The following is a 13,441-nucleotide window of genomic DNA, read 5'->3' as shown; positions in this document are numbered from 1 at the left end:
TAATCACAGTGAATAATGCCATGAAGATTGTAATTGCACCGGATTCGTTCAAAGAAAGCCTGTCTGCTGAGGGAGTCGCAAAAGCGATTGGCCGGGGTTTTAGTGAGATTTACCCTACTGCTGATGTTGTGTTGTTGCCGGTTGCTGATGGCGGAGAAGGAACCACCGACGCGCTGTTAGCCGCGACCGCAGGACAGCGTATTTCGCAGAAGGTGACCGGCCCTCTTGGTACTTCAGTGGACGCATTTTGGGGGCTATTAGGTCAGGTGGCTCACAGTCAAAGTACGCAAGATCATAGGCAAACTAATGCGTCATCGAATTCCAAGACGGCTGTGATCGAAATGGCTGCGGCTTCCGGTCTGGATTTGATCACTCCTGCTCAGCGCGATCCTTTAACCACAACAACACGTGGTACTGGTGAATTGATACTGGCCGCTTTAGATCGGGGTGTTGAGCACATTATTGTAGGCTTAGGGGGAAGTGCAACGAATGATGCAGGTGCCGGAATGTTGCAGGCACTGGGTGTGGCATTGTTGGATGAGTCAGGCAATGATATTCCTCCCGGTGGTGGCGGTTTGTCTAAATTGCACACGGTCGATGTGACGAAGCTTGATCCCAGACTTCAGTCAGTTCGGTTTGAAGTGGCTTGTGATGTGGACAACCCATTGGTTGGGCCTAATGGTGCATCAGCTATTTTTGGTCCGCAAAAAGGAGTGACACCTGAGTTAGTGGAAGTGCTGGACAAAAACCTTGCACACTTTGCAAAGCTAACACTAGCTGCGACAGGGAACGATATTATCAACACGCCGGGTGCTGGAGCAGCTGGTGGCTTAGGCGGTGCCTTTCTCGGCTACCTCAACGCAACGCTGAAAAGTGGCATTGATATCATCCTTGATGCGGTGTCATACGAGTCTCATCTGGATGGTGCGAGTTTGGTTATCACCGGTGAGGGGCGTATTGACAGTCAGAGTATACGTGGCAAAACACCGGTTGGTGTCAGTAAGCGCGCTAAAGCGGCTGGTAATATTCCTGTTATTGCGCTGGCAGGCTCTGTTTCGTCAGATGCATCAGTGGTGTACGAGCATGGAATCGATGCAGTATTTAGTGTGGTGCAAGGTATTACAACGTTGGAATGCGCACTCGCAGAGGCCGATGATAATTTATACCGTACTGCGCTTAATGTGGCTCGGGTGATGAGTCTGAGATAACACGTGAAATATGAGGACGGACTCTGGGGTATTTGTACTTCTGCGATCTTTACCTTTATAACTAAGATACATAAATTAAAGGTGTTCACATGTTTTCATTATTTAAGTCTGACCCGCTCAAAAAACTACAAAAATCTTATAAAGCAAAGCTGGAGCAGGCAATGCTGGCACAGCGTGGTGGTGACATCAGAACATACTCAACGCTGACCGCAGAGGCAGAAAAGATAAAAGAAGAAATCGATGCGCTAGAAAGCAAAAAGGCAGTCTAAAAAGACTGCCAATACTTGCTCTCGGGGAGAGTTTTCGCAAGTTTGGTGCGTTATTTTGAGTGACGCTTTCCGCGACGATTCTTACGCTCTTCCTTCATCGTCTTCAGTGTAGCGCGTTGCTCTTCTGTCAATACATTCATGAATGCCTGACGTGCTGTACTTTTCTGGATAAAACGCTTACGTTCAAAGTTCGCCTTTTCATCAGCAAGAGCAGCGACTTGGCTGTCATAGTCTGCGCTTGATGTATCAAGAGCTTTCATTTTCTCACGGAATGCTTTCATCTCTTCACGAAGCGCTTTGTGCTCTTCTTTTTGAGCTTCACGTAATGTCTTGATCTCTGCTTGCTGAGCTTCTGTCAGACCAAGTTTCTTAGCAATACGCTGCATCTTGTGTGCGCCGCCATGACGTTTACCGCCGCGCTTGCCATGATGCTTACCGTCTTTATGCTTTGAGTAACCGTGGCCACGCTTGTCAGAGCTTTCGCTTTCCGCGTGTACTGCTGTCGCGCCTAATCCCAATGTGCTAGCCAAAAGTGTTACGAGTAGTGCCTTTTTCATTTTATAAATCCTATGTGTTTTTATGTAACGACTCGTTTTGTCGATGTTGAAATTATGGGCTACCTAAGTGTTAGTTTGGGTAAACAGGTTGTAAAGGTTTTGTAAAGAAGAATTACATTGGATTAATGCGATTACAGGAATCACTAATTAGTGACTGAAATCTGTCGCAATTTATCTTAAACTGTCAATATAACTGACGAACAAATTTATCTAATTAATTCCAACGAAGAACAAAACAAATGACATTGGAAGATCAATCCAACCCGGATGTTATCCCTTTGGATGACTTTTTGACTTATAGATTAAATGTTTTATCCAACTTGTTGAACAAACAAACCGTGCGTTTTTTAAAAGATGAGCATGGTATTGCCATACCGGACTGGCGGGTATTGCTGTTGTTAGTACAGGGTGGCCCCATGTCGATTCGTGACCTTGCCAGTTTATCCAGAGCAGATAAGGCCTTGATCAGTCGAGTGGTGTCTCGTTTAATCGACTTGGGTTTAGTGGTTAGGAAAACTAATGACTATGATGCGCGGCTGGTGCAAGTTTCCATCACGGAAAAGGGCAGGGATGTGTTTAATAATATTCAGCCCAGAGCGAGGGTCCGTCAGCAGGTATTAAGAAGTATTTTAGAGCCTGATGAGCTTGAGGTGTTGGACCGGGCACTGACTAAATTGACTGATTTTGTTGATGAAAAAGGAGACGATCTGTTCTGATCGCCTCCAGACTATCGTTTACTTATTGGGCTAGAATGAACAGGCTATCGATGATTTCTGCTCCTTTGCTGATGCCTTCTACCAATCCGCTATAGGCAGAATCATTAGCAGCAGGTGACAGGTGATCGGTGATTTCCTGAATTTTTACCTTCTGGCTGTTGATGAGCTCATTAACCGCTGAAAAACCTTCCGTACGAATTTTCAGGATGTCCTGACTGAGTTTATGCAGTAATTCAGCATGTGCCTGCTTGTCTTCTGCTGTCATGTCTAGCGTCGATTTTGCTAGTAGTGAGTGATAAGCATCTAATAATCCTTTAAATGCGTCGCTTGTTATTGCCATTGCCATTGTGATGTTCCTTTCTTTTAGTAAGCTTAGGGCTTTTGAATCAAAATTCTGGAATTATCAGTTCCAGGGGTATTGGTTTTGAATGAGCTTATTGCTCTCACGAAATCATTGGAGTCCTTCAGGACGCTATTCACAGAGCTGATATCTCGCTTGCCCCGAATAATGTCCTGCCATGCCCATGACATCGCTTGTTGCGCCTCCTTTACTGCTTTAAACACGTCTTCAGTGCGTCGTAACTCGAACCAGGTCTTACGGGCTTCCGGCCAGTGTTGGAAAGAGCGACCATCAAAGTCCCCCTTTACATACGGCTCCATGACCTCATATTTCAAATGCATAATGCGTCCTTCTTTGAGTGCGCTTTGCATTAGGTCAATCAGGTTATCCAGCTGCTTTCCCTGTAGGTAGAGTTGGGTCGCGATAATTGAGCTATCACGAACAAGTTGTCGCTGAATCTTTTTAGCGTAGTGAGTCTTTACCAACTGATCTGCAATACTCTGTACATGACCCATTTGGTTGTGACTCATTCTGCTTGGAATAAGCGTTCCATATTTATCAACAGTTTCTTGGTTCAGATTGGCGATAGTGTGGCTTAGCTCACCGAGCGTGATGCCTATCTCTGTCTCCTTCCCGGCATTTGATGCAATTTCCAACTCTTTGAAATAACGACCAAGTAAGTCATTGTGTCGGCGGTATTCATCAATTTTGTCGATAAGTGAAGCTACACTAGCGTTCTGTTCCTGTAAGGCTTTCCGTCTTCCTTCCTTTGTCGGACGGGGTGAAACGAGTAGTAGTTTTGTATTTACCTCAATAATTTTTGACTGGGTCTCCTTCAATAGCTCACTGACTGATACGGTGTAATCCGATCCAGCACTGGAGAATCTTTCATTCCGGTCAAAGTGGTGAGTGGAACAGCCTGCTGAAACCAGCATACTGAGTACGAATGGTGAATAGGTATAAATATTCACGGCTCCTCCTGATTGATCTAAAAGTAGGAGGCATAACCTTGGGGGTAATAGATCTTATTTATTGTTGTGGATAACACTACAATTAAGTGTTTAATATTTATACTTAAAAAACGGTAAGGTAGAAATACACATTTAACCTTTATTATGAGAAGAATCAGCAATAACACACCTTAAGTGCGGTTTTATGGCATTAGTTAAGTTGATTTAGTTAAAGAAAATTAATGAAATATCCATATTAACTGAATAAATTTATGCCGTAATTTCTAGTATTTATTGATTTTTGCTAGGGCTTTCTAGATTATCTATAATATAGGCTTATAGCTAGCAGACTTGGCCTGTTCCAGAAAAAGTGTCATTAATAACCACTTAGCAGGAGATTCGATGCTCTATTCACCGAAATCTGAAATAATATAATTGCTCGTTAAAAAGTGTCTTTCATCAGTGAATTTAGATCGAGGTTTCAATGAAGTTTAAGCATCTGAAAAGTGAATTTGAACGGTTAGTGAATGGTGATGAGGAGATCATCACACTGTCTGATTTGGAGGGACTTAGAGATAAGCTTGAGGAGAAAAAAGCCAAATTCATACGCAAGCTCAAAAAAGGCATTAGTTTATCGAAGCGTGATGTTGTCGAGGTCAAGCTGGAAGAGCTCCAGGAGATGCTGAAACAGCTTAAAGCGATCATTGCTAATCGCTCCTAGCTGGCAGTTAAGGCTGATACAGCAACTAGCAGATAAATGATTGCATAATGTAGTTGGTTAAGTCTGTTGCACTAGTTGTTAGCCTTGTACGGTAAAGTGATATTCACCGTTGTGCCAGCCCCTTCTTCACTGGTTATTTCTAACGTTCCATGGTGAGCATCGATAATACGTTTGACTAAATACAAGCCTAAACCGACGCCACCTGTTTTACGTTGTCTCGATGCATCGACACGATAGAACGCGTCAGTGAGGTGCGGGATGTGATCCTTCGGTATTCCCCTGCCGAAATCCTGAATACTGAATTGATTACTGTCCGCACTAGCCTGAGTGATAACCAACACCGGTTTTGAATCAGGCTGTTGGTGTTTCAGCGCATTATCTAAAATGTTGCGGGCGACCAAACGCATGCGAACAGGATCCAGTGGTTGAGCTGGGAGATCATCCTGTAGTTCTATATCGAACTCAGCATCCGGAAAATATTCATCAATCACAGACATGACGATTTCATTCAAACTCACGTCGACTTTCTGTAACTGTTGATGTTGACCATTTAGCCGCTCAGCCTCTAATAACTCACTAATCATATTCTCCATTTCACGTAGATCACGAGCAATATTGGCTTGTGTGGGAGAGTCTTCAAGTAGTGCTGTGGAGACCTTGGCACGAGTCAGCGGGCTGCGAAGTTCATGACTTATTGCTAATAACAATTCCCGCTTCGCTTCCAGCATCTGCTCAATATCATCTGCCATATGGTTGATACTGCCCGCAAGTTCGCCTAACTCGTCATCACGCAGTGGTGGTATACGCTGTTTGAGATCGCCGGAGCCAATGCGTTGAACACTCTGTTTTATGGTTTGAATTGGCCGGAATAATCGGCGGATCAACCAGTATAGTGTTGCTAATATGATGGTTAGGATTGAGAGTCCAACGATCAGGCCGCGACCGGGAGGATTGCGTTCTTTTCGGGGATTCGTCCAGAGAATGGCTTCGGCATCACCTTCGACAATTTGTACGATCGTTTGGCCGCGTTTGAATTTAATATTCACCGTTTGCTGCGGCAAGGTGTTGTCTGTATAGGGGTAGAGATCAGTGATAGCAGGGGTGTCAGGGCTGGATGCCCAGCTTTGTTGGCCATCGTTTATCTGTATGTCGATAGGTAAACGGGCTGCGACATCTTTTGCCCGTTCAATACTGAGTGGTGAGCCGAGGTCGCGCTGTATGTAGCTGAAATATTGTTTTAAATGTGGCGCGCCTTTCTCCATTAAATGAGTTGAAATGGCATAGCCAATCATCACCTGAAACACGATTCCGAGCACAATGCCTGTCGCAACAAACAGCAGTAACAGACGCAGTGATAAGGAGTGGCGTATTTTTTTAAGAAGGGTCATTAGGCTTCGGCCTCAATAAAGCGATAACCGCTGCCCCACACTGTTTGTATGCATCGGAGCGGCTTGAGTTTTTGACGTAGGCGGCTAACCAAAATATCGACGGAGCGCGTGAACAACTCTGCATCAATGCCACGCAACTCATTAAGGATGTCGTCTCTTGTAAATGCCTTGCCGGGTGATTTTGCGAGGAGCAATAACAAGCTAAATTCACTGGTGGTGAGCTCTAATGGCGAGCCATCAATCGTGGCATTGAGCCGGTCTTCATCAAGCTTTAAATGGCGAAAGTGGGTACTGTTTTCACCAGTACCGGGTGGTACGGTTTTAGTCTGAACACGCCGGAAGATATTATGAATCCGTGCGACCAGTTCACGTGGTTCAAATGGTTTTGCAAGATAGTCATCGGCACCTAACTCCAAGCCAATAACCCGATCCATCACCTCGCCGCGGGCGGTCAGCATCAACACAGGGAGGTCTTTAAACTGCTCGTCTCGGCGGATGGTGCGGCACACTTCAAAGCCATCCATATCTGGCATCATGACATCTAAGATCACTAGAGAAACAGGGTCTGCCGCGCTTTGTTTAAGGCGTTGCAGACCACGTTCGGGATGGGTTTCATTGATCAGGTTTAAATCGTAGCGGGCAAAGTACTCACGCAGTGGCCCGGCCAGTTGCTCGTCATCATCAATCAATAAAACCGTTTGCATCACGTTGTTCCGGGTAGTTTATTCGCTTTAGTGTTTATGCATTCTACCGGAAAATTTCTCGATCATTTCGACCAATTCTGTGCGTTGTTCAGCACTCAGGTTATCGGTGAAGGCAGCTATTTTACCCAGCGCCTCAGGTGCCTGATCACGCATTGACTGCATTTTCTCGTCCATCATTGAGAGTATCTGAGCCTGATCTAACTGTGGCGCTTTCAGTAGCTCAACCATTTTGGCCTTACCGGCACTTCGGTCATGTGACTCATGCTTTGCCTTCATGAAGCTTTGGATGTCTTTGAGTTGATCAACTTGCGCGGTGCTAAGATCCAGCTCTTTTTCGAGCTTGTAAATCATGAACTCACCTTTCATGCCTTGTGAGAATTGCTTGCCTGCATACGCGCCAGCACCGATTACCAAACCTGCTGTTGCGACGACGGTGATTGCGATTTTTGAAAATGTATTCATTGTTATCTCCTGAGTTAATGGCTGCCTTGTTGGCATGAGCTCATAATAGGGATAACCACTGTTACAGAGGTCTCAGCTTTGTAACAGTTTGTAACATTGCTGGTGTTCGTTAGCTAACACCGTTAGATCGTGCGGGAAAAGCGCACCACATTGTCCTCGGTTTGAGGTGGTTTATTATTCAGATAGTAGTCGAATACCATCGCAATGTTTCTCAGGAAAAAGCGACCGGCAGGCGTGATGCTGAATTCGTCATTGCCGTACTCAATCAAACCATCTTTTTCAAAGCCTTTCAGTGCTTGTAATTCATTTTTAAAATAGCTAAGAAAGTTAATGCCATAGGCAGACTCTATAGAATGATACGGGACAGTGTTTTGACACATAATGTACTGGATCACTTGCGCGCGAATCAGGTCATCTTCAGTCAGACTAATGCCACGCTTTATGGGTAATTCACCTGCGTCGAGTTGTGCGTAGTATTCAGTAAGCGTGCTGCTGTTCTGGCTGTATGAGTCATTCACCTGACTGATTGAGCTGACACCGAGCCCGACCTGATCACACTCTGCATGGGTCGCGTAGCCCTGAAAATTGCGTTGCAGATTGTGCTCTTTTAAAGCCACCGCCAGAGAGTCTGTCGGCAGTGCAAAATGATCCATGCCAATGTGCACATAACCCGCGTCTTTGAGGTATTCCAGCGTGTCTTTACCAATGGCGATGCGTGTATCGCGTTTGGGGAGGCTGCTTTCAGCGATCATCCGCTGTGCTTTAATCCGCTTTGGTAAATAAGCAAATCCATAAATAGCAATGCGATCCACTTTAGACTCAACAACTTGCTTTAAAGTGTCGGCAAAACTATGACGGGTCTGAAAGGGCAGACCAGCAACTAAATCCACAGAGATAGATTTGATACCGGCAGATCGGGCCGCTGTGATGACTTCATCAACTTGTTCGCGTGTTTGTATGCGGTTTATTGCCGTTTGCACATTCTCTTCATAATCCTGCACACCAATACTGATACGATTAAATCCTAGATTGGCAAGTTCCACGATTTGTGGACCACTGGAAAAGCGAGGATCGATTTCAATACTGATTTCCAGCTTCTCAGGGTAGCTAAGATGAAAGTGACGAGCGATGACGCTCAGCAGCTCTCTGAATTGCTCTGTGTTGAGGTAGTTGGGTGTGCCGCCGCCGAAATGAATCTGAGTGACCAGTCGATCTGCCGCAAATAGTTTGCTCTGCATTTCTATTTCGTGGAACAAATATTCCAGATAGCGTTCTGCCTTGGCTTCGTTTTGTGTCACAATTTTATTGCACCCGCAGTAATAACAGAGCGAACGACAAAATGGAATATGCAGGTATAAAGACAACGGTTTAGGGATCAGTTCGTCATTGCTGTGCTCGACATGCCTTACATAGTCTTGCACAGTAAAATCACCGGCGAATTCCGGTGCAGTAGGGTATGACGTATAGCGCGGACCCTGTGTGTCGTATTTTTCCAGTAAGGACGAATCGAAGTCTAGAGACATGACATGTGTTCTCATACAAGCGGCGAAGTGTGTATGGTAGAGCGAGGTACCTGAAGTCTTTTTGATGTAAGTCAAATAATGACAGTATTGTATTTTTTGGAATTGCTCGTTTTCTTGTCAATTACTTTGGTATGTGCGACTCTTGATAAGTGATCAATTGGGCCTGATCAGCACGATAAATTTGGGAGATTAATAATGAAATCAACAAGATTGAGTTCCTCATTCGCTGGGTTAGTACTATTGTTTACAGTGGTATGTGGGGGAGCGGCCGAGCATGATAGCGAAGTGGTTATTGAGATCTCCGCAGACAATATGACGGCTGATAAAGTTGAAGCAAAAATTGCAGATCCCATCGAATTGTTGATGAGTAATCTCAAAGATGTGTTGTTGATCTCTGCTAAGTACAGTGACAATGAAGCGGAAATCACCGTCAAATTTGATCCTGATACCACCCGACGTTCTGATTTGGTTAACCGAGTGCGCAGTGCGCTGGATAAAATGACGACCATGCCAGACAGTATTATCAGCTTATCGGTGAGTCTGGCAGGTGATGCCATTAATGAACCTGCACCACCGGCTAAGGTTGAGAGTAAAATTCGACCAGCGCAGGCGAGGTCATTCGTTGGAAACTACCTCGGTAATATTCAAAGTTCGAATGAATTTGTGCCGGTGGTCACGATCTTTGATAAGCCTGATTCGCGATTTGGAGGCGCCTCCACCGGGAGTTACCAAATGAGTGAAGCCAAAGCGGTGGTTGAGGGAGAGATATCCTCTTGTTTACCGAAGGATGGCTACATTGTTGAGTGCCGCTGGAAAGATAAGTATGGGCAAGGCGACGTATCATTCCAGTTCACCGATGATTATGAACGCTTCAAAGCAAGCTGGCGCATCGACCGATTGCAAGGCGAGTTCAAGTGGAATGGCGCGAAGTTTAAAGCAAAGACCGACTAATGCATCCCGGAACACCATGAGCTGAAACGTGCGCTTGTTTAGTTCATCATAACCTCCCTATACTCAGCCTTTGTGTCTGCCATGCTCCGAGCGCTTTGTCTCGGGCAATCACCCTTGGAGTTTGCTGGCACAGGTAAATTCATCAGAGGAGAGATTCATGGAACTGCGCTCAAGAAAATGGTTTGCGAACCCTAATAATCCTGAAATGACGGCCTTGTATCTCGAGCGTTATCTCAACTATGGCATAACGCTGGAAGAGTTGCGTTCGGGTAAGCCCATTATCGGTATCGCCCAGAGTGGATCAGATTTATCCCCTTGTAATCGTCATCATGTCGAACTCGCGAAACGTGTGCGTGATGGAATCATCTCTCAGGGCGGCATCTGCTTTGAATTCCCGACTCATCCGATTCAGGAAACCGGGCGACGTCCTACCGCTTCATTAGATCGCAACTTAGCCTACCTCGGCTTGGTGGAGCTGCTGCACGGCTACCCGTTGGATGGGGTAGTGCTTACGATTGGTTGCGACAAAACCACGCCCGCTATGCTCATGGCCGCCGCTTCAGTGAATATACCGGCAATTGCCTTATCAGTAGGGCCAATGCTTAACGGGTGGTATGAGGGTAAGCGTGCTGGTTCTGGTACGGTCATTTGGGCAGCCAGAAAACGGTTGGCTGCCGGTGAGATTGATGATGAGGAATTCGTGCAAATTGCTGCAGCATCTGCCCCCTCAGTGGGTTACTGCAATACGATGGGAACGGCCAGCACCATGAATACCTTGGCGGAAGCTTTAGGGATGCAATTGCCTGGTTCCGCCTCCATTCCTGCATCTTATCGGGAGCGTGGACAAATCAGCTACAAGACGGGGCAGCGCATTGTTGATCTGGTTTTGGAAGACAAAAAGCCGTCAGACATTATGACGCGGGAGGCGTTTGAAAATGCCATTGTGGTCAACTCTGCTATTGGCGGTTCAACTAATGCTCCGATTCACTTGAATGCGATTGCAGCACATATGGGGGTAGCACTTGATAATGATGATTGGCAGCAGATTGGGCATGATATTCCCTTGTTATGTAACGTCCAGCCAGCGGGTGAATACCTCAGTGAAGACTTGCATCATGCTGGTGGAATCCCCGCAGTTATGTCTGAGCTATTACACGCAGGAGTATTGCCACATCCTCAAGCGATTACGGTCAGTGGGAAAACGGTGGCAGAGAATTATTCGGGAGCAGTTAACACCAATCGGGATGTCATTTTCCCGTATGCCGAACCTATGAAAGCAGCGGCAGGATTTATCAATCTCTCGGGAAACTTGTTTGATAGTGCCATTATGAAAACGTCGGTGATTTCAGAGGCGTTTCGTGAGCGTTACCTCTCAAACCCTGATGACCCCGATGCGTTTGAAGCACGCGCTGTTGTATTTGATGGGCCTGAGGATTATCACGCGCGAATTGATGATGCCTCGCTCAAGATTGATGAAAGTTGTGTGTTAATTATGCGTGGGGCAGGACCGTTGGGGTATCCGGGTGCAGCCGAGGTGGTTAATATGCAGCCGCCGGGAATCTTAATTGCTAATGGCGTTAATGAATTGCCGTGTATGGGCGATGGGCGTCAGTCCGGCACCTCTGGCAGTCCTTCTATACTCAATGCTTCACCTGAAGCTGCAGCGATGGGTGGCTTGGCTTTGCTGGAAACTGGTGACAAGATTCGCATCGATCTCAAACAAGGGCGGGCTGATGTGTTGCTCAGTGACAAGATTCTGGCCCAACGCAAGTCTGACTTGTCTGCACGGGGAGGCTATTCCAGTCCGGAGAGTCAAACACCTTGGCAAGAAATCTATCGCCAAAATGTTGACCAACTGGATAAGGGTATGGTGTTAAAGCCAGCGGTTAAATATCAGCGTATCGCCCAGAAAGATGGCGGTGTACCCAGAGATAACCACTAGTTTAGTAATCTCCTGAGGGGCTGGATGGTTCCAGTAGCTGATGACTCAATTCAGGAAAATGGCGCAGCTAAGGTTCCTGTGCCAATTCCTTGGTTCGCCAGATTCTTAATTGAACCAGAGGTATAGTCGGTGCCAATGACCAGTTCATTCCAGCGACTATTTACCTCAGTTTGTATTGCCGGAATGGCTGTTGCATCGGCGCGGTGGTTCCAGCCTGATGTAAACAGTTCAGGATAAGCATTGGAAGGCACTGGCACTGCACCGCTGGCGCCAATCTCGTTTAGCCAGGCAAAGTCAGGACACATACCCTGATAGACCTTAAGACCGGTTTCTTGGTGGTCTTGGCAGAGTGACTGGATGTAATCCTTATCGCCAGAGCTATCTTTACAGCTTGACGTCCAGCCACGTTTCACCATGTCCAAAACAAGCTCAGCAGGGATGCTAACACCTGTACAGCCCGGCATATTGTAGAGCACCATTTCCATATCCGTCGCTTGGCGCTGCGCATCAAAGTGTCGTAGTAGTGCATCGCTTTCGGTAGCACGCACATAGTAGGGTGTGACGGTGACAAAGAACTTTGCGCCCAGTGAATCTAATAAGCCAATACGTTCCACCGCTCGTGCTGTCGATGGTTCGAGTACACCACATAACACAGGGTAACCCTCAGGTACTTCGGCAAGTGTTGTGGCAATCACCTGCTCGTAATCTGCTGCAGTTAGGATAGAGCCCAGACCGGCAGTTCCTCCCATAAACAAGGCACTAACACCACCGTCAATCAACTTGTGAATCAAAGCTTTAAGCGCAGGGATGTCTACTTTCTGCTCAGGAGTGAGTGGGGTTAATACGGGAGGAATAATGCCGTCGGGCATGCGAGAATTGCTCATAATATTGTCCTAAGCTAGCAGTGAAAGGTAAGTGTTCCCCTCATTCATTACTGTCGGTTTGAGGTGGAAGTTGTATCAGATGTCGAGACAGATGCTGATGAATACGCTCCCGCGTTAGTGCTTCATCATGCAAAAGTGCGGCTTCGAGAATGCCTTGATGCTGCTCAACATTGGTGGTGATGAATCCAAAGTTTTTGTCATGTGAAATGAGCTGCTGACGAAACCGGTAATAGACTTGCAGATGAAGTTGCTTGAGCACTTCAGAGCGACATTCTTCGATCAGCGTGCGATGAAACTTCAGTTCAGCGGCAGACCAGAGCGGAACCAAGTCTTGTGAGTTGCCTGAAGCAGAGCTTACGCGTGATTCAATGTGTTTGAGCTCATGATGTGCTGCATTCAACCGGGCTTCCCAGCCAACCCCACCATAGCGAATCGAGAGGCATGCTCCTTCGGTTTCAAGCAAAATACGTGATTGCGCCAGATCGTGCCTCAGTGCTTCGGTCTCATGAGGGACGCGGAAGCCTCGTTGTTCCAAAAAATCAACCAAGCCGACCGCTGACAGGCGGAACAGCGTTTCGCGGACACTGCTAATTGAAATGCCATAGTCAGCGCGCAAGTCTTCGTATTTCATCCGTTGGCCAGGATAAAACTCACCACTGATGAGCCTGTCGCGCAGGTGCTCGTAAGTTGATTTTCCTCTAGTCATGCAGTGCTCTTTTGTTCTGTCTTTTCAATATAGATAATTTCGAAATTTTTATCAAATGGCGAAATTACAATAAAAATGATAATTTATTTGCATAACTATTAGTAGTCTAAAAATTTAGCT

The 13,441-nt window shown here is 46.3% G+C and carries 15 protein-coding genes; 6 read left to right on the top strand and 9 right to left on the bottom strand.

Going from position 1 to position 13,441, the window contains the following annotated elements; genetic code table 11:
- Nucleotides 1–20 precede the first annotated feature (20 nt).
- Together DKW60_RS05855 and DKW60_RS05850 are read left to right on the top strand one after the other, a co-directional pair.
- Entirely contained in the window at nt 21–1,208 is a 1,188-nt protein-coding gene (locus DKW60_RS05855; protein ID WP_109836741.1) for a glycerate kinase, read from the top strand.
- Between the two features lie 89 nt (nt 1,209–1,297).
- Nucleotides 1,298–1,477, top strand: a complete 180-nt coding sequence (locus DKW60_RS05850) for a DUF6435 family protein (RefSeq protein ID WP_109836740.1) — start codon at nt 1,298–1,300, stop codon at nt 1,475–1,477.
- A gap of 50 nt (nt 1,478–1,527) precedes the next feature.
- On the opposite strand, the gene DKW60_RS05845 is transcribed toward DKW60_RS05850, so the two are convergent.
- Complete coding sequence (locus DKW60_RS05845) at nt 1,528–2,034, bottom strand: Spy/CpxP family protein refolding chaperone (protein WP_109836739.1); 507 nt, start codon at nt 2,032–2,034, stop codon at nt 1,528–1,530.
- Nucleotides 2,035–2,273: 239 nt separating this feature from the next.
- On the opposite strand from DKW60_RS05845, the gene DKW60_RS05840 reads away from it, so the two are divergent.
- Nucleotides 2,274–2,750 (top strand): MarR family winged helix-turn-helix transcriptional regulator, encoded by a 477-nt coding sequence (locus DKW60_RS05840; RefSeq protein ID WP_109836738.1) that lies wholly within the window; start codon nt 2,274–2,276, stop codon nt 2,748–2,750.
- 22 nt (nt 2,751–2,772) lie between these two features.
- Here the strand turns inward: DKW60_RS05840 and DKW60_RS05835 are convergent, their stop codons facing one another.
- Both DKW60_RS05835 and DKW60_RS05830 read right to left on the bottom strand, forming a co-directional pair.
- Nucleotides 2,773–3,096, bottom strand: coding sequence for a hypothetical protein (locus DKW60_RS05835; RefSeq protein ID WP_109836737.1), 324 nt, complete (start codon nt 3,094–3,096; stop codon nt 2,773–2,775).
- A 26-nt stretch (nt 3,097–3,122) separates the two neighbouring features.
- Nucleotides 3,123–4,061, bottom strand: coding sequence for a hypothetical protein (locus DKW60_RS05830; protein ID WP_109836736.1), 939 nt, complete (start codon nt 4,059–4,061; stop codon nt 3,123–3,125).
- 463 nt (nt 4,062–4,524) lie between these two features.
- Here DKW60_RS05830 and DKW60_RS05825 point away from each other — a divergent pair, with 463 nt between their 5' ends.
- Entirely contained in the window at nt 4,525–4,761 is a 237-nt protein-coding gene (locus tag DKW60_RS05825; RefSeq protein ID WP_109836735.1) for a hypothetical protein, read from the top strand.
- A 71-nt stretch (nt 4,762–4,832) separates the two neighbouring features.
- On the opposite strand, the gene DKW60_RS05820 is transcribed toward DKW60_RS05825, so the two are convergent.
- The 4 genes from DKW60_RS05820 to hemN all read right to left on the bottom strand — a co-directional run bounded on the left by DKW60_RS05820 (nt 4,833) and on the right by hemN (nt 8,838).
- The gene (locus DKW60_RS05820; RefSeq protein ID WP_109836734.1) at nt 4,833–6,149 is read right to left on the bottom strand and encodes a sensor histidine kinase; all 1,317 of its coding nucleotides are present in this window, start codon (nt 6,147–6,149) and stop codon (nt 4,833–4,835) included.
- Nucleotides 6,149–6,853 (bottom strand): response regulator transcription factor, encoded by a 705-nt coding sequence (locus DKW60_RS05815; protein ID WP_109836733.1) that lies wholly within the window; start codon nt 6,851–6,853, stop codon nt 6,149–6,151. The genes DKW60_RS05820 and DKW60_RS05815 overlap by 1 nt, the downstream gene beginning before the upstream one ends.
- 27 nt (nt 6,854–6,880) lie before the next feature.
- A complete protein-coding gene (locus DKW60_RS05810) occupies nt 6,881–7,315 on the bottom strand; it encodes a Spy/CpxP family protein refolding chaperone (protein WP_181389593.1) in 435 nt (144 codons plus the stop codon).
- Between the two features lie 122 nt (nt 7,316–7,437).
- The gene (gene hemN / locus DKW60_RS05805) at nt 7,438–8,838 is read right to left on the bottom strand and encodes an oxygen-independent coproporphyrinogen III oxidase (protein WP_219988650.1); all 1,401 of its coding nucleotides are present in this window, start codon (nt 8,836–8,838) and stop codon (nt 7,438–7,440) included.
- A gap of 195 nt (nt 8,839–9,033) precedes the next feature.
- Between hemN and DKW60_RS05800 the strand changes: the two genes are divergently transcribed.
- Both DKW60_RS05800 and DKW60_RS05795 read left to right on the top strand, forming a co-directional pair.
- The gene (locus DKW60_RS05800; RefSeq protein ID WP_109836730.1) at nt 9,034–9,789 is read left to right on the top strand and encodes an efflux RND transporter permease subunit; all 756 of its coding nucleotides are present in this window, start codon (nt 9,034–9,036) and stop codon (nt 9,787–9,789) included.
- Nucleotides 9,790–9,946: 157 nt separating this feature from the next.
- Entirely contained in the window at nt 9,947–11,731 is a 1,785-nt protein-coding gene (locus tag DKW60_RS05795) for an IlvD/Edd family dehydratase (RefSeq protein WP_109836729.1), read from the top strand.
- A 50-nt stretch (nt 11,732–11,781) separates the two neighbouring features.
- Here the strand turns inward: DKW60_RS05795 and DKW60_RS05790 are convergent, their stop codons facing one another.
- Together DKW60_RS05790 and DKW60_RS05785 are read right to left on the bottom strand one after the other, a co-directional pair.
- Nucleotides 11,782–12,615 carry a dihydrodipicolinate synthase family protein gene (locus DKW60_RS05790; RefSeq protein WP_109836728.1) on the bottom strand — a complete coding sequence of 278 codons (834 nt, stop codon included), beginning with the start codon at nt 12,613–12,615 and terminating at the stop codon, nt 11,782–11,784.
- Nucleotides 12,616–12,655: 40 nt separating this feature from the next.
- Nucleotides 12,656–13,321 (bottom strand): GntR family transcriptional regulator, encoded by a 666-nt coding sequence (locus tag DKW60_RS05785; protein WP_109836727.1) that lies wholly within the window; start codon nt 13,319–13,321, stop codon nt 12,656–12,658.
- Nucleotides 13,322–13,441 lie beyond the last annotated feature (120 nt).

Origin of the sequence: Leucothrix pacifica (assembly GCF_003172875.1) — a bacterium.
In the GTDB taxonomy this organism is placed as follows: domain Bacteria; phylum Pseudomonadota; class Gammaproteobacteria; order Thiotrichales; family Thiotrichaceae; genus Leucothrix; species Leucothrix pacifica.
The sequence above is the reverse complement of the archived record's forward strand: the minus strand, read 5'-3'. Positions and strand labels throughout refer to the sequence as shown.

Excerpts from the sequence above, each read along its gene's own strand:
- DKW60_RS05855 (WP_109836741.1), top strand. The coding sequence starts at position 21 with ATGAAGATTGTAATTGCACCGGATTCGTTCAAAGAAAGCCTGTCTGCT.
- DKW60_RS05850 (WP_109836740.1), top strand. The coding sequence starts at position 1,298 with ATGTTTTCATTATTTAAGTCTGACCCGCTCAAAAAACTACAAAAATCT.
- DKW60_RS05845 (WP_109836739.1), bottom strand. The coding sequence starts at position 2,034 with ATGAAAAAGGCACTACTCGTAACACTTTTGGCTAGCACATTGGGATTA.
- DKW60_RS05840 (WP_109836738.1), top strand. The coding sequence starts at position 2,274 with ATGACATTGGAAGATCAATCCAACCCGGATGTTATCCCTTTGGATGAC.
- DKW60_RS05835 (WP_109836737.1), bottom strand. The coding sequence starts at position 3,096 with ATGGCAATGGCAATAACAAGCGACGCATTTAAAGGATTATTAGATGCT.
- DKW60_RS05825 (WP_109836735.1), top strand. The coding sequence starts at position 4,525 with ATGAAGTTTAAGCATCTGAAAAGTGAATTTGAACGGTTAGTGAATGGT.
- DKW60_RS05820 (WP_109836734.1), bottom strand. The coding sequence starts at position 6,149 with ATGACCCTTCTTAAAAAAATACGCCACTCCTTATCACTGCGTCTGTTA.
- DKW60_RS05815 (WP_109836733.1), bottom strand. The coding sequence starts at position 6,853 with ATGCAAACGGTTTTATTGATTGATGATGACGAGCAACTGGCCGGGCCA.
- DKW60_RS05810 (WP_181389593.1), bottom strand. The coding sequence starts at position 7,315 with ATGAATACATTTTCAAAAATCGCAATCACCGTCGTCGCAACAGCAGGT.
- hemN (WP_219988650.1), bottom strand. The coding sequence starts at position 8,838 with ATGTCTCTAGACTTCGATTCGTCCTTACTGGAAAAATACGACACACAG.
- DKW60_RS05800 (WP_109836730.1), top strand. The coding sequence starts at position 9,034 with ATGAAATCAACAAGATTGAGTTCCTCATTCGCTGGGTTAGTACTATTG.
- DKW60_RS05795 (WP_109836729.1), top strand. The coding sequence starts at position 9,947 with ATGGAACTGCGCTCAAGAAAATGGTTTGCGAACCCTAATAATCCTGAA.
- DKW60_RS05790 (WP_109836728.1), bottom strand. The coding sequence starts at position 12,615 with ATGAGCAATTCTCGCATGCCCGACGGCATTATTCCTCCCGTATTAACC.
- DKW60_RS05785 (WP_109836727.1), bottom strand. The coding sequence starts at position 13,321 with ATGACTAGAGGAAAATCAACTTACGAGCACCTGCGCGACAGGCTCATC.